This is a genomic window from Massilia eurypsychrophila, assembly GCF_002760655.1.
Taxonomy (GTDB): Bacteria; Pseudomonadota; Gammaproteobacteria; order Burkholderiales; family Burkholderiaceae_D; genus JAFCUW01.
Map to the genome: position 1 here is coordinate 102,470 of NZ_PDOC01000006.1, position 19,611 is coordinate 122,080.

Genomic DNA, 19,611 nt, shown 5'->3' on the forward strand with positions numbered 1-19,611 from the left:
ATGGACAGTCTTGATCTGAGCGTCTTGAGCGACGTGGCGGCGTGGCGCCGCTGCGGTCACGCCGTGACGCTGGTAACGGTGGTCGAAACCTGGGGCAGCGCGCCGCGCCCGCCGGGGGCGCTGCTGGCAGTGCGCGACGATGGCCTGGTCAGCGGATCGGTGTCGGGCGGCTGCGTCGAGGACGACCTGATCGCCAGGGCCAGGGCCGGCCTGCGCGCCGGGGCGGCGGCACCGGCGTGCGGCAAGCCGTGCATCATCGCGTATGGCGTCACCCGGGAAGAAGCGGCGCGCTTCCGCCTGCCCTGCGGCGGCACGCTGCGGCTGGTGCAGGAGAGCGTCGCCGACAGCGCCTGGGTGGAGCAATTGCTGGCCCGCACCGCCAGCCACCAGCTGGTCGCCCGCACGCTCGACCTGGCCACCGGCGCGGTCGAGCTGTCCGATGCGGTGCGGGGCCAGGCCATCGCCTTCAACGGCGCCACCCTGACCACCGTATTCGGCCCCAAATGGCGGCTGCTGCTGATCGGCGCGGGGCAGCTGTCGCAGGCGGTGGCGCAGATCGCCGTCATGCTCGACTTCGACGTGCTGGTGTGCGACCCGCGCGAGGAATACGCCGCCAGCCTCGCCAGCGGCGGGCCCGGCATCGGCCGCGTCGACGGCATGCCCGACGACGCGGTGCGCGCCTTGCTGCCTGACGCCCACACCGCCATCGTGGCGCTGACGCATGACCCCAAGCTCGACGACATGGCGCTCATCGAAGCACTGCAATCGGGCGCTTTTTATGTCGGCGCGCTCGGCTCGCGGCGCAACCAGGCCAGCCGCAAGCAGCGCCTGGCGGAGCATTTTGATTTGAGCGAAACGAAACTTTCCCGTCTGCACGGCCCGGTCGGCCTGGCGCTGGGGGCCAACACCCCGGCCGAGATTGCCGTGTCCATCGTCGCCGAGATCGTGCGCGTCAAGAACGGCCTGGCCGGCGAGACTGTCGCCGCGCGGTCGAGCGAAATGGGCGAAGGCTGTGCGCTGTCTTCGCCGTCGCTCTAAGCGCCAGCTCGGCGCAGATGGCGGGTCCAATTGTGCGCTGACGGGCCGCCGAATCCGTTTATGATGACTCCGTGTCAACATGGATCGGCAGGCAATAATGGAACAAAAGTGGCCACAGGAAATCTGGCTGGTGCGGCACGGACAAAGCGCCGGCAATGTCGCGCGCGACGCGGCCGAGGCGGCCAAGGGCCTGATGATCGACATCGCCGAACGCGACGTCGACGTGCCCTTGTCGGAACTGGGCGTGCAACAGTCGCACGCGCTGGGCGACTGGTTCGCCGCGATGGCGCCGGACCAGCAGCCCAGCGTGGTGCTGCACTCGCCCTACCTGCGCGCGGCGGAAACGGCGCGCATCGTGCGCCAGGGCATCGGCGGCGCCGGCGAGCTGACGGCGCGGGTCGACGAGCGCCTGCGCGAAAAGGAATTCGGCATCCTCGACCGCCTGACCACCCACGGCATCTCGCACCGCTATCCGGAACTGTACGAACAGCGCCAGCACGTCGGTAAATTCTACTTCCGCCCGCCCGGCGGCGAGAGCTGGTGCGACGTCATCCTGCGCCTGCGCAGCGTGCTCGACACCATCACGCGCGAATACGCCGGCGAACGCGTGCTCATCGTCGGCCACCAGGTCACCGTCAACTGCTTTCGCTACCTGCTCGAACGGCTCGACGAAGCCACCATCCTCGAGTACGACCGCAACGGCGACGTGCCGAACTGCTCGGTAACGTCGTACCGTTTCGACCCTGCCCTGGGCCGGCGCGGCAAGCTGCAACTCAAGCTGGTCAATTTCGTCGCCCCACTGGAAGCTGCCGGCACGCCGATCACGGTGTCTAAAGATGTGCCCGCTGCTCCGAAAGCGTAGGCGGCCGGGGCCGATGGATACCTCTTCCGCCCATGCGCCTTGCGTAAATGTCGACGCGGCAACGCTGCGCGCCTGGCCGCTGCCGATGCCGTCGACCGACGGCGACAAGGAGCAGCGCGGCCACGTGCTGATCCTGGGCGGCTCGCGCGAAATGCCGGGCGCCGTGATCCTCGCCGCCACCGCCGCGCTGCGCGCCGGCGCCGGCAAGCTCACCATCGCCACCGGCGCCAGCGTCGCGCAACTGGTGGCGCTGGCGCTGCCGGAGGCGCGCGTGATCGGCCTGGCCGAAACCGGGCAAGGCGGCTTCACCGGCGAGGCGGTCGGCATGCTCGATCCGCTGGCAGACAAGGTCAACGCCATCCTGATCGGTCCGGGCATGCAGGACGAAGCGGCCACCGCCGCGCTGGTGCGCGCGCTGCTGCCGCGCTTGTGCGGCAGCGACGTCAGCGTCGTGCTCGACGCCTGCGCGATGGGAATCCTGCTCTCGCCCGACGAGGACAAGGACGACGAGGAAGACCGCGGCGAAGCGCCGTTCCGCTTCGCGCAGCCGGTGATCGTCACGCCGCACGCCGGCGAAATGGCGCACCTGACGGGCGAGCGCAAGGAAGATATCTGCGCCGAGCCGGACCGCCATGCGGCGCAGGCGGCGCGGCGCTGGAACGCGGTGGTGGCATTGAAGGGCGCCCGCACCCTGGTGATTGCCCCCGACGGCACGCGCTGGCAGCACGAAGGCGGCAACGTCGGGCTGGCCATTTCCGGCTCCGGCGACACGCTCGCCGGCATCGTCGCCGGGCTGGCCGCGCGCGGCGCCAGCCTGACCCAGGCGGCGTGCTGGGGCGTGGCGCTGCATGCCCGCGCCGGCGAACAGCTGGCCGAGCGCTTCGGCATGCTCGGCTACCTCGCGCGCGAAATTCCCAACGAGATCCCGGCGCTGATGGAGTCGTTTGCCCGCGGTTGACCGCCCCGCCCCCTTGTTTGAGATACGTCAAACCGCGCCGCCTTACGTACGCCAATCGCGCGCATCGCCGAACCGGTGGAAGTGTTCCAAGTCTAATTTTTACAGTCGAATTCGTGCACTGAACGGGGCCGCGTGTCTCGCTGCGTTGGTTCCCTGATGGTCCCTGAAGGGGCCTGAATCAGGCTCATTGCGGGGCTGACCTGGCGCTGCTGCTCGCCTGCATGCCGTCTCGCAGGCCGCAGCGGCACAAGATGGACGTGAACGAGGAGTTAAACAATGAAAGCTTATTCAAACGTAACAAAAGTCATCCTTTCCGCCGCCGTGCTGGCAGCATTGCTGGGCGCCTGCAAGCGGGACGAGACCGCGCCGGGAGCAGCCGGCGACACCTCCACCACCATGCCTGCGACTACGTCGGGCTCCGGTTCGGGCACCAGCGGCACCAGCGGCACCGGCACCGGCACCGGCACCGGCGACACCGGCACCAGCGGCAGCGGCTCGACCGGCGGCACTTCCGGCACCGGCGACACTTCCGGTACTGGCGGCACGTCCGGCACCGGCGGCAGCTCCGGTACTTCGGGCACCGGCACCAGCGGGAGCTCCGGCACCGGCGGCACGTCAGGCGGCTCGGGCAGTTCCGGCACCTCCGGCACTTCGGGCACCTCGCCGAGCGACTCCACCACTACGCCGAGCGGTACAGGTAGCGGAACGACGCCAAGCACCACGCCACCGTCGCGCTAACCGGCGGCGCAACAGCGAGGCCGCGTGCCAAAGGCCCGCATCAAGCGGGCCTTGTTTGCTGCAATGCTCCAAGCAAGCATTCCATCTGTGCGATGCCGGCGGGACTGCCGGCATCGGTAGCGCTCAATGCTTGTCGAGGGCAACCACGGGTGTGATGACCGGGGTCACGAGCGGCGCCACCAGCGGACGCGCGCCGCGGCCGGTCATCTTGCGGAACAACCACATGATGCCGCGGTAGATCAGGCGCACGAACAACAGCGTCAGGATCGCTTCGACCAAGGTCTGGAAGAAGGCGAGCAGCGGGTTAATGCGCGCGGCACGGCGCTTGAACTTGGCCACCATGCGGTCGCGCGAGATCTCGATGCTGTCGTAGAAGGTCGGCACGACCAGCAGGGTCAGGATGGTCGACGTGATGGTGCCGCCGATGATGGCGATCGCCAGCGGCCGGTAGAACTCGCCGCCTTCGCCGAGGCCCAGTGCGACCGGGAACATGCCGGCGATCAGCGCAAAGGTCGTCATCAGGATCGGACGCAAGCGCATGCGGCCCGCTTCCATCAGCGCGTCTTCGCGCCCGTAGCCTTCGGCCTCGCGCTTGCGCGCCGCGTCGAGCAGCAAAATCGCGTTCTTGGCCACCAGGCCCATCAGCATGATGATGCCGATCAGGCTCATCAGATTGATGGTGCTGCTGGTGATCAACAGCGCCACCACCACGCCGATCAGCGACAGCGGCAGCGACATCATCACCGCCAGCGGCGCGGTAAACGAGCTGAACTGCATCACCAGGATCAGGTACATCAGGCCGATGCCCGACAGCAGCGCGATGATCATGCCGGTAAACAATTCCTGCTGGTTCTTGCCGGCGCCGCCCAGCTTCAGGCCGTAACCTGGCGGGTAGTCGAACGACTTGGCCAGCTTCATCGCGTCGCTGGTCACTTCGCCGGTCGAACGGCCCTGCGCGTTGGCCGACACCGAAATGGTGCGCATGCCGTCGGTGTGCTGGATGCGCGATGGGCCCTTGCCCATCGTCACGGTGGCGATCTGGTCGAGCGGGACCATCTGCGTGGTGCCGGTGACGGCAATCGGCAGGCGCTCGATGTTCTCGGCGCTGACGCGGTCGTCGGGGTGCAGGCGCACGGCAACGTCGCGCGTTTCGCCGGTCGGGTCGACCCAGTCGCCCACTTCGACGCCGGCAAACGCCACCCGCAACGCCTGCGCGGCGTCGTTGACGGAAATGCCCATCGAGTTGGCCAGGCCGCGATTGAGTTCGATCTGCAACTCGTTCTTCGGATCCTGCTCCGACAGGCCGACGTCGACCGCGCCCGGCACCTGGCGCAACTTCTCCATGTAGGCGTTGGTAATTTCAAGCAGCTTGCGCGAATCGGGACCGGTGAAGTCGATCTGCACCGGCTTGCGCGCGCCACCGTTGAGGTCGTCGATGACGACGAATTCGGCGCCGACCACCGGGCGGATCCGCTCGCGCAGGTCGGCGGCGATTTCCTTGGCGCTGCGGCTGCGGGTGGCGCGCTTGTCGATGTCGACATACACGCGGCCGCCGCTGGCACTGATGTTGCTGTTGGTGTCCTTCGTTTCCGGCAAGGTACGGGCGATCTCGGCGACCTTCTCCATCTTCAGGCGGCCGTATTCGATCGACGACGACGACGGCGTGCGCACGTCGATCATCAGCATGCCCGAGTCGGACGCCGGCATGAAGCCGAAGCCGCCGACGGTGACCTGCAGCACGATGGCGGCCACCAGCGTGCCGCCGGCGATGATCGCCATCCAGATGCGGTGGTGCAGCGCCCAGGCAATCACGTTGCCGTAGCGGCCGGCCTGGTGGTCGAACCAGTCGTTAAAGCGTTGCAGCACGCGCGACAGGCCCGTCTTCGGCGCCGTGTGGTGGTCGGCCGGGTCGCCCCAGTAGGCCGACAGCATCGGGTCGAGCGTAAATGAAATGCCGAGACTGACCAGCACCGAGCACGTCACCGTCAGCGCGAACGGACGGAACCACTCGCCCGGCATGCCCGGCATGAAGGCAACCGGGATGAACACGGCGATGATCGAGAACGTCGTGGCGGCCACCGCCATGCCGATTTCGGCGGTCCCTTCGAGCGCGGCGGTGCGGCGGTCCGAGCCCATCTGCATGTGGCGCACGATGTTTTCCCGCACCACGATGGCGTCGTCGATCAGCACGCCGATCGCCAGCGACAGGCCGAGCAAGGTCATGAAGTTCAACGTGAAGCCGCACAGCCAGACGGCGATGAAGGCGGCGATGACCGAGGTCGGCAGCGACAGCGCGGTGATCAACGTCGAGCGCCACGAGTTGAGGAAGGCGTACACGACGAAAATGGTCAGCACGGCGCCGAGCACCAGCGACTCGATGACGTTGTTCAGACTCTTCTGGGCGTTGTCGCCGCCGTCGCGGGTCACTTCGAGCTTAGTGCCTTTTGGCATTTCCTTCTCGAGATTCTTGACCAGTTCGCGCACGTCCTTGGCCACCGACACGGTCGAGGCGTCGCGCGAGCGTGCCACCTGGATACTGACGTTCGGCTTGCCGCTGCGGATCGAGAAGCTGCTGATTTCGGCGAAATCGTCCTTGATCTGGGCCACTTGCGCCAGGCGGACGACTTCTTCGCCGCGGCGCTTGACGACGATCTGCTGGAATTCCTCGGGCGACTCGATGCGCCCGACCAAGCGGATGCTCTTTTCGTCGAGCGCGCCGCGCACCTTGCCGACCGGCGCATTGGTGTTCTGGGTGCGCAGCGCGGTGACGACATCGCCGACCGAGACGTTGTACTCGCGCAGTTTTTCCGCGCGCAGCAGCACCGACAGCTCGCGCCGCAAGGCGCCGCCGACGTTGACGTTGGACACGCCATCGATGGCGCGGAAGCGGTCGGCCAGCGTGTCTTCGGCCAGGCGCGACAGTTCAGCATGGGTCAGGCTGCTCGACGACAGCGCCATGTTCATGATCGGCTGCGCCGACGAATCCCAGCGCGTGATGATCGGCTCGCGCATTTCGGTCGGCAGCTTGTAGCGCACGCTGCTGATGACGTTGCGCACTTCGTCGGACGCTTCGATCAGGTTCTTCTTGAAGGCGAACTCGATCTGGATGCCGGCGCTGCCCTCGTTCATGAAGCTGTCGATCTTCTCGACGCCGGCGATGGCCCCGAGCGATTTTTCGATGCGGTTGACGATTTCGCGTTCGACCGTGTCGGGCGAAGCGCCCGGATACGGAATGCTGACAAACAGCATCGGCGCCTCGACGTCGGGCTCCTGGTTGACGCGCAGTTTCGTCAGGGCCATCAGGCCCAGGGCCATGATGGCGAGAATCAGGACAATCGTCGCGACCGGTTTGCGGACGCTGAAGTCGGAGAGGAACATGGCTTATTTCCCCTGCACGGCGGCGCTGGCGGCGGGCGCTGCGGCCACGCGGGCCGGGGCCATCTCGACCTTCTGGCCATCCTTGTAGCTCGAACTCGGGTTGCGCATGACAGTGTCGCCGGCGGCCAGGCCCTGGCGCACTTCATAGTTGCCGGTGCGCGGGTCGCGCGTGCCGATCACCAGATCGACCTTCGACAAGGTCTTGTCCTTCATGCGCCAGGCATAGGCCTTGTCGCCGGCGCGCGTCAACGCTCCTTCCGGCAGCATCAGCGCGGCGACGCTGTCGGCTTCGATGCGCCCTTCGCCGTACAGGCCGGCCACCTTCGGCTGGGCGCCGGGGGCAAAGCCGACCAGCACTTCGACCTGGCGCGTCACTTCGTTGGCGATCGGGTCGATGCGCTTGACGACGCCGCGGAATTCCTGGCCGGCGTAGCCGTTGATGCGGAAGCTGACCGGCTGGCCGACCTTGACGGCGCTGATGCGGTCGGCCGAGACGCGCCCTTCGAAGCGCATGCTGGTCGGGTCGAGCACCTTGACCAGTTCCTTGCCGATGGCGGCGGTGTCGCCGGCCGATACCTTGCGGTCGGCCACCACGCCGTCGAACGGCGCGCGCACCAGGGTGCGCTGCAGCTGCTGGCGCGCCAGCACGGCGCGGGTGCGCGCGGCCGCCACTTCGCTCTGGGCATTATTGCGCCGCGTTTCGGCTTCGTCGAGCGCCTGCAGCGACGTCATGCCGGAGGCGCGCAGCGTCTTGAGGCGCTCGACCTGGCGCTCGGCCTGCTCGAACGCCTGGCTCGACGCGCGCGCGGCCTGCTCGGCCGAACCGAGGCTGTCGCGGATCGCCGTTTCGTCGAGCTTGACCAGCACGTCGCCGCGCTTGACCGGTTCGCCGTTTTCCTTCAGCACTTGCAGCACCACGGCCGATACCTCGGCGCGCAGGTCGGCCTTGCGCTCCGGCTGCACCGAGCCGGTGATGACCGGCCCGGACGCCAGCGCATTGCTCTGCACCGTCAACAAGTCTTCCGGAGAGATCTGCAACTGGACCGCCTTGGCGTCGGCGCCAGGCTTGGCGTCCTTCGCTCCCTTACTGCAGGCAACTAGCGCCGCGGCGATAGCGAGAACGAGCATGGTTTTACGCAGCATTGTATTTCTCCGGAAATATTAATTTTTTAACACGTAACAGCGGCACGCCGTATCATCAGCGGCACAGTATCCTTGAGCCGTATAGAGCCGTCAATCGGCGCGATTCGGCCTGCAGGTTTGTAGGGATGAAATGCGTTTGGAGGCGACGAACTGCATTTCTGGCTGATGAAATGCAGTAAGTTCGGCGCCGGTTACAGGGCAGCGGCCAGCGCGTTGATGGCGAAACCGACGGCGATACCGGTGCAGATGCCGCCGCCGATCTCGACGAGCGTGTGGCCCATCCGCTCGCGCAGCGGCTTTGGCGCCGCGCCGGCGGCCAGCCGGTTGATCGCCGCGGCCTGGCGGCCGACGTGCTGGCGCAGGCTGTTGGCGTCGACCATGACGATGAAGGCGAGCGTGACGGCAACGCCGAACGCCGGGTGGTCGATCCCTTCGCGCAGCGCGATCAGGGTCGCCATGCTGGTGACGACCGCGCTGTGGTTGCTCGGAAAGCCGCCGTTGCCGACCAGGTCGAAGGCGAGCCGGCGCTGGCGCACGCTGGTGATCAGGAACTTGATCGGGCCCACCACCAGCCAGGTGGTGATGGGGGTGACAAGGTAAGCGATGTCCATCGTGTGATCCCAGTGCTGCAAAGTTAAACGTAGAACGACGGTTTTCAGGTCCGTGGCGGTTTGCCGGCCCTGCTGACAGGCCATTGGAAATGCCGATGAGAATTATCGCAGAAGCGTGCCGCCGCGGCGACCTCGAAAGCGCCTCGGTCGGGCGAAGTCGCGTTAAACTCATCCCACTGTGGCATTTCAACCAATCAAAGGGTCAGCATGCGCCATTTCACGCTGTCGATCGCGGTCACCGTCATCCTCATGGGGGTGGCCGGCTGGTGGGGTTATTCGCGCGGCGGCACCGGCGCCATGCTGCAGGCACTGTGGATTGCCGGCGTGCTCGGCATCCTCGAAGTGTCGCTGTCGTTCGACAACGCGGTGGTCAACGCCACGGTGCTGCGCCACTGGAACGAGTTCTGGCGCAAGCTGTTTCTCACCGTCGGCATCCTGGTGGCGGTATTCGGCATGCGGCTGGTGTTCCCGCTGGTGATCGTCGCCGCCGCCACCGGCCTGGGCTTGGTCGATGTGTGGAACATGGCGATCAACACGCCGGACGAATATTCGCGCCACCTGGTCGAACACCACGCCGAAGTGTCGGCCTTCGGCGGCGCCTTCCTGCTGCTGGTGTTCCTCAACTTCCTGTTCAGCGACGACAAGGAACTGCACTGGCTCGGCTGGATCGAGCGCAAGGTCGGCCAGTACGGCACCGACGGCCTGGCCGTGCTGCTGACACTGCTCGCGGTGTATTACTGCATGACGCTGGTGCCGGAGGCGCGCAAGCTCGCCGTCATCATTTCCGGCACCGTCGGGGTGCTGGTGTACATCGGCGTCGACTGGATCAGCGGCTTGCTGGAAGAAAAGGAAGGCGACGCCGCGCTCGGCAAGGCCGTCTCGCAGGGCTCGATCGGCGGCTTTCTGTACCTCGAGGTGCTGGACGCCTCGTTCAGCTTCGACGGCGTGATCGGCGCCTTTGCCATCACCAACGACGTCGTCATCATCATGCTCGGGCTGGCCATCGGCGCGATGTTCGTGCGCTCGCTGACCGTCTATATGGTGTACCGCGGCACGCTGGACGAATTTGTCTTTCTCGAGCACGGCGCCCACTACGCGATCGGCATCCTGGCGCTGATCATGTTTGCCAGCGTGAAGTATCACATTCCCGAGTGGTTCACCGGCCTGTCCGGCGTCGCCTTCATTGCCGTGTCGTTGTGGTCGTCCGTGCGCCACAGGAAGCGGCTGGCGCGCCAAGAGGCGGAAGCCGGCGACGAGGCGGAGCGCGCCTGTCCTTAATGTTTTGACTATTGCCACTATCATGGCAGAATGGGCGCGCCCTTACATCGACCACGAGAACTTGACCATGACCCGTCCGAAACGCCTGCCCCTCATCCTGCTGGCGGTGCTTGCCGCCGCGGTAGCCATCTTCGCCGCCTACGCCTGGATCACGCTGCAAGTGTCGTACGCGGAAGGCGAACGCGCCGGCTACCTGCAAAAGTTTTCCCGCAAGGGCTGGATCTGCAAGACCTGGGAAGGCGAAATCCTGCTCACCAGCATGCCCGGCGCGATCCCCGAACGCTTCGAGTTTTCGGTGCGCGACGACCTCGTCGCCAAGCAGCTGATGGCGGCGATGGGCAAGCGCGTCAACCTGACCTACTCGCAGCACAAGGGCGTGCCGAGCGCCTGCTTCGGCGAGACCGAATACTTCATCGAGAAAGTCACGCTGCAGCAGTAGATGCCGGCAGTAGTTGCCAGCGATAGTTACTGGTAACGCGCCATGATGGCGGTGATGGTGCCGTCGCGCTGCAGCTGGGCCACGGCGCGCTCCATCTGGGCCGGCGAGACGGCGCCGTTGGGCGACAGCGCGCAGCCGGTCATGTAGTGCTTCACCACCAGCGGCGGATGCAGCGCCAGCGGCGGATCGGCCAGCTTCATCCGGTAATCGATCAGGTGCTTGCTGGTGACCATGTGGTGCAGCCGCCCGAGGCCCAGCTTGCGCAGGTTCAGGTCGGTGCTGGGGCCGTCGGCGCGGACAAAGGCGCTGCCGAGAGCGCGCTCGAGATCCGGATACGTATAGCCGAACACCGTGCCGATCGGCTCGCCGCGCAGGTCCGCCAGCGAGCGCGGGCGCGGGAAGGCGCGGCTGGTGATGACCACTTCGACCAGCGGCACGAACGGCTGGCTCCACGGAAAGGTGCCGTCGAGCCACTCGGGAATGTAGCCGCACAGCACGTCGGCCTTGCCGCTGTTGAGGGCGCCGACGATGCGCTTGCGCGGCAACGCCAGGAAGCGCGGCTGGCGCCCGAGCGCGCCGGCCAATGCCTCGCCGACATGCTTGTGCAGGCCCTCGACCAGCTGATAGTTGCGAAAACGCGCCATCGGCATTTCGGTGGCGGTATCGACCAGGATGACGAGCTCGGCCGCGGGAAGCGACAGCGGCAGCAGCAGCGCGAGGCACAGTGCGGTTCGAAAGTAAAAAGACATGAGACCTTGGAGCGTGGACGGAGGGGGCTGACCCGGCCGCCATTTTACTTCAGCGGCAGCGACGACGGTTGGGTCAGCAGGCGGCCGATGACTTCGCGCGTGATGGTTTCGGACGACGTGCGCTGAATCGCTTCGGACGAGCGCTGCGCGGCGGCCTCGCTGGTGGCGGCCAGCGCGCGCCGTTCGGCGGCGTGGCGTTCGGTCTCCAGCGCCAGCAGTTGCTGCCTGGCTTCGGCCATCGCCTGCGTCGTCATCGCCACCTTGCGCTGCATGGCGGCGTGCGCCTGGGCGCTGTCGAGCAGCAGGCGCTGCGCTTCGAGCTTGTCCGTCACGGCCTGCGCGGCCGCTTCCTCGGCCATCTCGATCTGATGGGCGACATCGGCTTTTTCCTGTTCGGCTGCCAGGCGCGCCTGCACGGCGGCGGCCCCCGCATGCTCGGATTCGATGCGCGCCGCGATCGCCGCGCTCTCCTGCGCCTGCACCGCGGCGCTGCCGCGCTGTGCCTCGACCAGCTGTTCGGCCAGCGCCAGCGCGGCGTGTTCGGCGGCCAGCGCTTCTTCGGCCAGCGCCAGCTGCTGCTGTTCGGCGGCGCGGCGCGCGGCCTGGACGTCGGCCTGTTCGGCGGCCGCCTTGAGCTGCGCGGTGACGGCAGCGGCGGCGACGGCCTGCTCTTCGCTATCGCGTTCGGCCTGCTCGGCGAGCGCGCGGGTGGCGTCGATTTGCGCCAGCTGCGCCTGTTCGGCGCGGCGCTCGCTATCGACCTTCTGGCGCAGCAGCGCTGCCTGCGCCGACTGCGCCTCGGCGCGCGCCTGCGCGGCGGCGCCGAGTTCCTGTTCGGCGGCCAGCTTGTCCTGCAAGGCCAGCAATGCCTGCTGCTCGGCGTCGGCGCGGGCACGCTCGGCATCGGCGAGCGCCTGTTCCTGCTCGGCCCTGCGGCCGGCCAGTGCGGCACATTCGGCCTGCTGGGCGACCTGCTCGGCGACGGCGGCCAGTTCGGCGGCGGCGGCGGCGTTGGCGGCGGCGGCCAGCGCGGCGGCCTGCTCGGACAAGGCGGCGCGCTCGCCGGCCAGCATGCCGGCGCGCTGCTGCTCGTGCGCGTCGAGTTCGGCGGCGGCGGCGGCGGCCTTTTCGGCGATGGCGCGTTCGCGCGCCGCTTCGATGGCGAGCGCTTCGGCCGCCATCCTGGCGCGCACTTCGTCGCCGGCTTCTTCTTCGGCCAGCGCGCGCGCCAGCGCCACTTCGCGCAACTGGCGGTCCACTTCGATGCGCGCCTCGGTGGCGGCCATGATGCGCCCTTCCGCTTCGCGCCGCGCTTCGGCGCCGGCGGCGGCCATCTTCTCGACGCGCGCACGGTGAATCGCGGCATCGCGCAGTTCTTTTTCGGTCTGCAGGCGCAGATGGATCGACTTGGCCGCGACCCGCTCCGACTCGGCCTGGGCGATGGCGATGGCCTCGCGCTCCTGCTCGATGTGGGCCAGCGCGCGCGCTTCTTCCAGCGCCCGTGCTTCGGCGACCGCGCGCGCAAAGGCCGACGCCAGCGCCACCTGGTCGGCTTTTTCGCGCTGCACTGTCAGCTCGAGCGCTTCGGCTTCGGCTTCGGCCAGCAGTTCGGCGGTCTGGCGCGCGCCCTTGGCCTGGCGCTCGCGTTCGCGCGCCAGGGTCGCCACGCGGGCATCGGCGGTGGCGATGTGCAGCACTTCTTCCTTGGCCGCGTGCACCGCGGCGACCCGTTCGACCGCCTGCAGGCGCGCCTGCTCGGTGTGCACTTCGAGGTCTTCGACGGCGCGCGCGGCGCGTTCGGCCATCTGCGCTTCGGCTTCGATCTGTTCGGCGGCGCGGCGGCGCGCTTCTTCTTCGGACCTGGCGCGCGCTTCGGCGGCCAGCTTGATCTTGGTGTCGGCCTCGACGCGAGCGCGCAGTTCGGCCGTCTCCTGGCGCACCGCTTGCAGGCGCTCCATGCTGGCCTGGGCGGCGGCGCGCAGCGAATCGAGGCGGTCGCGGTTCGCTTCGATCGCGTCTTCCGACGCCTGCGCGTGTTCCAGCGCGGCGGCGGCGGCGGCGGCATCCATCGCGGCGCGCTCCTCGGCCAGGCTGCGCGCGCGCGCTTCAGCGTGGGCCCGGCTCTCGGCCGCGCACGACGCCTTCGCTTCGGCCTCGACACGCGCGATCGCCTCGTGAATCGCCCGCATTTCCGACTTGGCGCGGCCAGGCGCCTCGGCCGCGGGCGCTGCCTCTGCCGCCGGCAGGTCAATGCTCACATGTGCGTCGTCGTGCTGGGCCGGTACTGATTGCATGGTCGTTCTCGCTAAGCTGAAGGGGCGCCTTCCAAAGCGGAAGTCATCTCGTCGATTATCGGTCAGCAATGGTTTGGACGGCGCACCAAGCAGACGGGGGAAAGCGCCTCATTTCCCCGCTTTATGGCTAGGCCGGCCAGAGCGGCGGCTCGTCCATCAGCGCAACCTGTTCGCGCAGCTCGAGAATTCTGTCTTGCCAGTAACGTTGCGTGTTAAACCATGGAAAGGCGACCGGAAAGGCCGGGTCGTCCCAGCGCATCGCCAGCCAGGCCGAATAGTGCAGCAGGCGCAAGGTGCGCAGCGCCTCGACCAGGTACAGCTGGCGCGGGTCGAAATCGGCGAAATCCTCGTAGCCGGCCAGGATGTCGCCCATCTGGCGCACCATGTCGGCTCGCTCGCCCGACATCAGCATCCACAGGTCCTGGACGGCCGGACCGGTGCGGCTGTCGTCGAAGTCGACGAAGTGCGGGCCGGCGTCGGTCCACAGCACGTTGCCGGCATGGCAATCTCCGTGCAGCCGCAGGACCGGTTGCTCGCCTGCCCGTTCATAGCAGCGCGCCACGCCTTCGAGGGCCTGGTCGACCACGCTGGTCCACGCCGGCAGCAGTTCCGGCGGAATGAAGCCGTTCGCCAGCAGGTAAGCGCGTGGCGCGCGGCCGAACGTATCGACCGTCAGCGCCGGCCGCTCGTGAAACGGCGCCAGCGCGCCGACGGCGTGGATGCGGCCGATGAAGCGGCCGATCCATTCGAGCGCCTTGGGGTCGTCCAGCTCCGGCGCGCGGCCGCCCCGGCTGGGAAATACCGCGAACTTAAAGCCCGCAAATGCATGCAACGTGCGCCCTTCCAGCGTCATCGCGGCCACTACCGGAATCTCGCGCTCGACCAGCTCGGCGACGAACGCGTGTTCCTCGAGGATGGCGGCGTCGCTCCAGCGGTCGGGCCGGTAGAACTTGACGACGACCGGGCCGCCCTCTTCGCGGCCGACCTGGTAGACGCGGTTCTCGTAGCTGTTGAGCGCCAGCAGGCGTCCGTCGCCGAACAGGCCGACCGAGTCGAGCGCATCGAGGACGCAGGATGGCTCGAGCGCGGAGAAGGGATGTTCCGCGGGCTCGTCCGCGTCGGTGGTAAGAATATTCATAGGTCCATTGTAAGGCCACCGTAGAAAAAACGGGTCTGACCCCAATTGTTTTGGTGCTGTCGAGGTCGCGCTCAGGCCCCGCGAAACTTGCCACGCGTCGCTTTTCAACAATCGGGGTCAGACCCCAATTTTATTCGGTCGCGGCCATTTAAATTGCAGCAGGCACCGGGTTTCGGGCGCGCAGGCGTTAAACTAGCGCCTTCATTCCAAGAAAGAGCACCCCATGCAATACGATCAGCCCCTGTCAGAAAAAGAATTCAACGAACTCGACCAGTTCCTGTTGTCCGACCGCAGTTCCGACGACGCCATGACGATGGATACGCTGCACGGCTTCCTGACGGCCATCGCGATCGGCCCGGAAACCATCATGCCGAGCGAATGGCTGCCCAAAGTGTGGGGCGAAGACGCCAACAGCGAACCGAAATGGAAGAATCCGAAAGAAGCCGAGCGCATCTTCGAACTGATCATGCGCTTCATGAATGAAGTGGCCGTCACGTTCGAAGTGGCGCCGAAGGAATTCGAACCGCTGTTTTGCGAACATGAGCACGGCGAAGAGACGCTGATCGACGCCGAAGCCTGGTGCTGGGGCTTCTGGGAAGGCATGGAGCTGCGCCCGGGATCGTGGAATCCGATCTGGGAATCCGACCTGGCCCCACTGATGCGCCCGATCTACCTGCTCGGCGCCGACGAGATCGAGGAAGAGGAACTGAAAGAAGTCGACGATCCGGTCAAGGGCCACAAGCTGGCGCTCGAGATCGAGGCGAACTTGCCGTCGATCTACAAGTTCTGGCTGCCGCTGCGCAAGTCCGCGGTGCAAACCATCAAGCGCGATGAGCCGAAGGTCGGCCGCAACGACGACTGCCCTTGCGGCAGCGGCAAGAAATACAAGAAGTGCTGCGGCGCCGACAAGGCGGAATAGAGCAGTCACCGCCGGCCGCTTTCGAGCGGCCGGCGTCGTTTTACGCTCGACGAGTCAATCGCTGTACCACCTTCCATGAGGCCGCCACCATGTCCACCTTACTGCCCGTCGCCACCAGCATCGCCACGCAACCGCCCGCCCTGCAGGGCCTGCTGTCGAACCTGGTCAACCGCCACGGCTGCATCACCGGCGCCACCGGCACCGGCAAGACGGTGACCTTGCAGGTGATTGCCGAGGCCTTGTCCGGCATCGGCGTGCCGGTGTTCATGGCCGACGTCAAGGGCGACCTGTCGGGCCTGGCGCAGGCCGGCGCGCCCTCGCCCAAGATGGACGAGCGGCTCACGATGCTCGGCATGGCGCCGCCGCAGTGGGCCGCCTGCCCGGTCACCTTCTGGGACGTGTTCGGCGAGCAGGGCCACCCGGTGCGCGCCACCATCTCCGACCTCGGCCCGCTGCTGCTGGCGCGCATGCTGAACCTGAACGACACCCAGGAAGGCGTGTTGCAGCTGGTCTTCAAGATTGCCGACGACAACGGCTGGCTGCTGCTCGACACCAAGGACTTGCGCGCGATGCTGCAGCAAGTGGGCGACAATGCCGCCGACTACCGCACCAGCTACGGCAACATTTCGGCGGCCAGCATCGGCGCCATCCAGCGCGGCCTGATCGCCATCGAGGAACAAGGCGGCGACCAGTTCTTCGGCGAGCCGATGCTCAATATCGACGACCTGCTGCAGACCGATGCCGCCGGCAAGGGCGTGATCAACATCCTGGCCGCCGACAAGCTGATGCACTCGCCGCGGCTGTACGCGGTTTTTTTGCTGTGGCTGCTCTCGGAGCTGTTCGAGCAACTGCCCGAAGTTGGCGACCTCGACAAGCCGAAGCTGGTCTTCTTCTTCGACGAGGCGCACCTGCTGTTCAACGATGCGCCCAAGCCGCTGCTCGAAAAGATCGAGCAGGTGGTGCGCCTGATCCGCTCGAAAGGCGTCGGCGTGTTCTTCGTCACCCAGAACCCGCTCGACATTCCCGACACCGTCCTCGGCCAGCTCGGCAACCGCGTGCAGCACGCGCTGCGCGCCTACACGCCGCGCGACCAGAAGGCGGTCAAGGCGGCGTCCGACACGTTCCGCCCTAACCCGGCACTCGATACCGCCCAGGTCATCACCGAGCTGGGCGTCGGCGAAGCGCTGGTCTCCTTCCTCGACGAAAAGGGCCGGCCGAACATCGTCGAGCGCGCCTTCATCCTGCCGCCGGCGTCGCGCATCGGCCCGCTCGACCCCGCCACCCGCAAGGCCGCGATCGCCAAGTCCGTCGTCGCCGGCGTCTACGAGCGCGCGGTCGACCGCGAGTCGGCGCACGAAATCATCGCCGCGCGCGTGGCCGCCGCGCAGCAGCAGGCGGAACCGGCAAAACCGGCGCCGGCCGGCAAGCAGCCCGAAGCGGCCGACAATTCGTTCGGCGGCATGCTCGGCGGCCTGTTCGGCGGCAACGGCAAGCGCGAATCGCCGGCGCAGGCGATGCTCAAATCGGCGGCGCGCAGCATCGGCTCATCGGTGGGTCGCGAAATCATCCGCGGCGTGCTCGGCTCGATCCTGAAAAAACGCTAAGGGGTCAGACCCCGATGTTGCTTGCATGGGGTCTGACCGTGCTTGTGTTGCGGCCGGAAAACCAGGTTCAGACAGCGACAGCAACAGCCGGGGCCGCCCCTTCCACCCTCAGCCTGCCCTGATAGAGCGACGCCAGCAAATCTGACTGGCTGACCATGCCGACGAACCGGTTCTCGTCGTCGACGATGGGAATATGGTGCAGTCCCGCATTCGACATCAGCGGCACCAGCTCGACGATGGGGGTCTCCGCCCTGGCCGTCACCACCTTCGCCGTCATGATCTGGCCGACCACCTCCGGCTTGTCCGAATGCGTGTCCGGGCTGTTCATCAGGAAGCGACGCAATCGCTCGGCAAACGACACCGAATCGCCCTGCTCGCTGTGATTGAGGAAGTCGCTTTGCACCACGATGCCGATCACCCGGCGCGCCCTGCTCAGCACCGGCAAGGCGTGCAGCCGGTGGCGCCGCATCAGCTGCCATGCCGCTTTCAGCTCGGTCGCAAACTCGACCGACACGATGTCTTTCGACATGATTTCGCCGCAGGTGATGATGCCGAAACGCCGCTCGTACGCCTTCATCTCGGTCGCCAGGATGATGTCTTCGAGATCGTCGCGGCTGATGTCGAGGACCTGGCCGTAGCTTTTCAGCGCCGCGTCGAGGTCGGCATGGGTGAAGCCGACCCGCTCGGTCGCGACCGGGTCGTCGGTGTCGTGCACCTGCTGCAGGATCGAATGCTGGGTGTGCGGATAGCGCCGCCCGGTCAGGTTGTTGTAGACCAGCGCGGCACACACCAGCAGCGCGGTATTCAGGCCGACCTGGATGAAGGCGAATTCATGGCCGGCCGCCTGCACAGCCGGGCCGGCCAACACGGCCGTCAATGCGACTGCGCCGCCGGGCGGATGCAGGCAGCGCAGCAGGAACATGGCGAGAATGGCGAGCCCGCCGGCCAGCGGCGCGGCCAGCAACACGTTATCGATCCCCTGCGCGCAGGCGACGCCAACCAGCGCGGACACCATGTTGCCGCCGATTACAGACCACGGCTGCGACAGCGGACTGGCCGGCACCGCGAACAGCAGCACCGACGAGGCGCCCATCGGCGCGATCAGGAACGCCATGCCGCTGTGTCCCTTCAGCAGGAAGTAGCTCATGAACGCCGTCAGCGTCAGGCCGACGATGGCGCCACCGCCGGCGCGCAGCTGCTCGCGCCCGCTCGCATTGGTCGGCGCCGGCAGTAATTTTTGCAGCCACTTCGTTTGCAACCCCGCCATGCTTCCCGATCGCTGGTCCTACAACCCTGCAATTATTTCACATTCCTGCCGCGGGCATCCGGCAGCGCCCATTTCTGCCGCCGCGCAGCGAAGGGCGGCTTGATGTACGATATGACAACACCGGTCCGGCGCCCCTTGTTCGCGCCGCAGGTGTGTCGACCGACCGCCCAACCCCAGAGGATAAAAACATGACCCGACAATTGAAGCAAACAGCGCTAGCCGCGCTCGTCACCGCCGCGCTGTTCGCCGCCCCCGCATTCGCTGCCGCGCCGATGGTCAAGACGCCGGCGCCAGGCTACTTCCGCATGATGCTGGGCGACTTCGAAGTGACCGCAATCAACGACGGCACCGTCGACCTGCCGGTCGACAAGCTGCTGCAGGGCGAAAAGCCGGCCGCCATCACCGCGGCGCTGACGAAGTCGTTCCTGAAAGTGCCGCTGGAGACCTCGGTCAATACCTTCCTGATCAACACTGGCAGCAAGCTCGTGCTGGTCGACGCCGGTGCGGCCGGCCTGTTCGGCCCCACCCTGGGCAAGTTTGTCGCCAACTTGAAAGCGGCCGGCTACCAGCCAGAACAGATCGACGAAATCTACATTACCCATATGCATTCCGACCACGTCGGCGGCCTGGCAGCGAACGGCCAGCGCACGTTCCCGAACGCGACCGTGCGGGCGCAGAAGCAGGAAGCGGACTTCTGGCTTAACCCGGCCAACATGGACAAGAATCCAAAGCAAGCCGATGCCTTCAAGGGCGCGATGGCGTCGCTCAACCCCTACGTCACGGCGGGCAAGTTCTCGCCTTTTGAAGGCAACGTCGAACTGGTGCCAGGCATCAGTTCGCTGTCGGGCAAGGGGCACACGCCCGGCCATGCGACGTACATGGTGGAAAGCAAGGGACAGAAGCTGGTTCTGATCGGCGACCTGATCCATGTGGGAGCTGTGCAGTTCGACCGGCCACAGGTGACCATCGCGTTCGACAGCGACCAGAAGACCGCTGCCGCCGAGCGCCGCCAGGCCTTCGATGCAGCCGCGCGCGCCGGCTACCTGGTCGGCGCCGCACACCTGCAATTCCCCGGCATCGGCCACATCGTCAAGGAAGCGAAAGGCTACGACTTCATTCCGGTGAACTACACGCAGATGCGCTAAGCAGTTAGCGCAAAACAAAAAAGCCGGCTGAATTACTCGCCGGCTTTGTT

General features: G+C 66.7%; 16 protein-coding genes. 8 read left to right on the top strand and 8 right to left on the bottom strand.

Features of this window, described 5'->3' with window-relative positions; translation table 11 throughout:
* From CR105_RS12195 to CR105_RS12205, 3 genes are all read left to right on the top strand, one after another.
* Nucleotides 1-1,038, top strand: a complete 1,038-nt coding sequence (locus tag CR105_RS12195; protein ID WP_099788728.1) for an XdhC family protein — start codon at nucleotides 1-3, stop codon at nucleotides 1,036-1,038.
* Nucleotides 1,039-1,135: 97 nt separating this feature from the next.
* The gene (locus CR105_RS12200; RefSeq protein WP_099788729.1) at nucleotides 1,136-1,900 is read left to right on the top strand and encodes a histidine phosphatase family protein; all 765 of its coding nucleotides are present in this window, start codon (nucleotides 1,136-1,138) and stop codon (nucleotides 1,898-1,900) included.
* Between the two features lie 13 nt (nucleotides 1,901-1,913).
* Nucleotides 1,914-2,858, top strand: coding sequence for an NAD(P)H-hydrate dehydratase (locus CR105_RS12205; protein WP_099788730.1), 945 nt, complete (start codon nucleotides 1,914-1,916; stop codon nucleotides 2,856-2,858).
* A 284-nt stretch (nucleotides 2,859-3,142) separates the two neighbouring features.
* Here the strand turns inward: CR105_RS12205 and CR105_RS28315 are convergent, their stop codons facing one another.
* The 4 genes from CR105_RS28315 to CR105_RS12225 form a co-directional block, all read right to left on the bottom strand.
* Nucleotides 3,143-3,577: a hypothetical protein gene (locus CR105_RS28315; RefSeq protein WP_180288173.1), complete on the bottom strand. Its 435-nt coding sequence runs from the start codon at nucleotides 3,575-3,577 to the stop codon at nucleotides 3,143-3,145.
* A 142-nt stretch (nucleotides 3,578-3,719) separates the two neighbouring features.
* Nucleotides 3,720-6,974 (bottom strand): efflux RND transporter permease subunit, encoded by a 3,255-nt coding sequence (locus CR105_RS12215; RefSeq protein ID WP_099788731.1) that lies wholly within the window; start codon nucleotides 6,972-6,974, stop codon nucleotides 3,720-3,722.
* Between the two features lie 3 nt (nucleotides 6,975-6,977).
* Nucleotides 6,978-8,117 (bottom strand): efflux RND transporter periplasmic adaptor subunit, encoded by a 1,140-nt coding sequence (locus CR105_RS12220; RefSeq protein ID WP_099788732.1) that lies wholly within the window; start codon nucleotides 8,115-8,117, stop codon nucleotides 6,978-6,980.
* A gap of 191 nt (nucleotides 8,118-8,308) precedes the next feature.
* On the bottom strand, nucleotides 8,309-8,728 hold the full coding sequence (locus CR105_RS12225) for a divergent PAP2 family protein (RefSeq protein ID WP_099788733.1): 420 nt from the start codon (nucleotides 8,726-8,728) through the stop codon (nucleotides 8,309-8,311).
* Between the two features lie 207 nt (nucleotides 8,729-8,935).
* On the opposite strand from CR105_RS12225, the gene CR105_RS12230 reads away from it, so the two are divergent.
* Together CR105_RS12230 and CR105_RS12235 are read left to right on the top strand one after the other, a co-directional pair.
* The gene (locus tag CR105_RS12230) at nucleotides 8,936-10,006 is read left to right on the top strand and encodes a DUF475 domain-containing protein (protein WP_099788734.1); all 1,071 of its coding nucleotides are present in this window, start codon (nucleotides 8,936-8,938) and stop codon (nucleotides 10,004-10,006) included.
* A gap of 67 nt (nucleotides 10,007-10,073) precedes the next feature.
* Nucleotides 10,074-10,445, top strand: coding sequence for a DUF8785 domain-containing protein (locus tag CR105_RS12235; RefSeq protein ID WP_099788894.1), 372 nt, complete (start codon nucleotides 10,074-10,076; stop codon nucleotides 10,443-10,445).
* Nucleotides 10,446-10,471: 26 nt separating this feature from the next.
* On the opposite strand, the gene CR105_RS12240 is transcribed toward CR105_RS12235, so the two are convergent.
* The 3 genes from CR105_RS12240 to CR105_RS12250 all read right to left on the bottom strand — a co-directional run bounded on the left by CR105_RS12240 (nucleotide 10,472) and on the right by CR105_RS12250 (nucleotide 14,626).
* On the bottom strand, nucleotides 10,472-11,194 hold the full coding sequence (locus CR105_RS12240) for a substrate-binding periplasmic protein (protein ID WP_099788735.1): 723 nt from the start codon (nucleotides 11,192-11,194) through the stop codon (nucleotides 10,472-10,474).
* 44 nt (nucleotides 11,195-11,238) lie between these two features.
* On the bottom strand, nucleotides 11,239-13,488 hold the full coding sequence (locus CR105_RS12245; protein WP_099788736.1) for a coiled-coil domain-containing protein: 2,250 nt from the start codon (nucleotides 13,486-13,488) through the stop codon (nucleotides 11,239-11,241).
* Nucleotides 13,489-13,615: 127 nt separating this feature from the next.
* Nucleotides 13,616-14,626 carry a serine/threonine protein kinase gene (locus CR105_RS12250; protein ID WP_099788737.1) on the bottom strand — a complete coding sequence of 337 codons (1,011 nt, stop codon included), beginning with the start codon at nucleotides 14,624-14,626 and terminating at the stop codon, nucleotides 13,616-13,618.
* A gap of 223 nt (nucleotides 14,627-14,849) precedes the next feature.
* Here CR105_RS12250 and CR105_RS12255 point away from each other — a divergent pair, with 223 nt between their 5' ends.
* Entirely contained in the window at nucleotides 14,850-15,545 is a 696-nt protein-coding gene (locus CR105_RS12255) for a UPF0149 family protein (protein WP_099788738.1), read from the top strand.
* An 89-nt stretch (nucleotides 15,546-15,634) separates the two neighbouring features.
* A complete protein-coding gene (locus CR105_RS12260; protein ID WP_099788739.1) occupies nucleotides 15,635-17,149 on the top strand; it encodes a helicase HerA-like C-terminal domain-containing protein in 1,515 nt (504 codons plus the stop codon).
* A gap of 67 nt (nucleotides 17,150-17,216) precedes the next feature.
* On the opposite strand, the gene CR105_RS12265 is transcribed toward CR105_RS12260, so the two are convergent.
* Complete coding sequence (locus tag CR105_RS12265) at nucleotides 17,217-18,416, bottom strand: HPP family protein (RefSeq protein ID WP_099788740.1); 1,200 nt, start codon at nucleotides 18,414-18,416, stop codon at nucleotides 17,217-17,219.
* A gap of 188 nt (nucleotides 18,417-18,604) precedes the next feature.
* Between CR105_RS12265 and CR105_RS12270 the strand changes: the two genes are divergently transcribed.
* Nucleotides 18,605-19,561 carry an MBL fold metallo-hydrolase gene (locus tag CR105_RS12270; RefSeq protein ID WP_099788741.1) on the top strand — a complete coding sequence of 319 codons (957 nt, stop codon included), beginning with the start codon at nucleotides 18,605-18,607 and terminating at the stop codon, nucleotides 19,559-19,561.
* Nucleotides 19,562-19,611 lie beyond the last annotated feature (50 nt).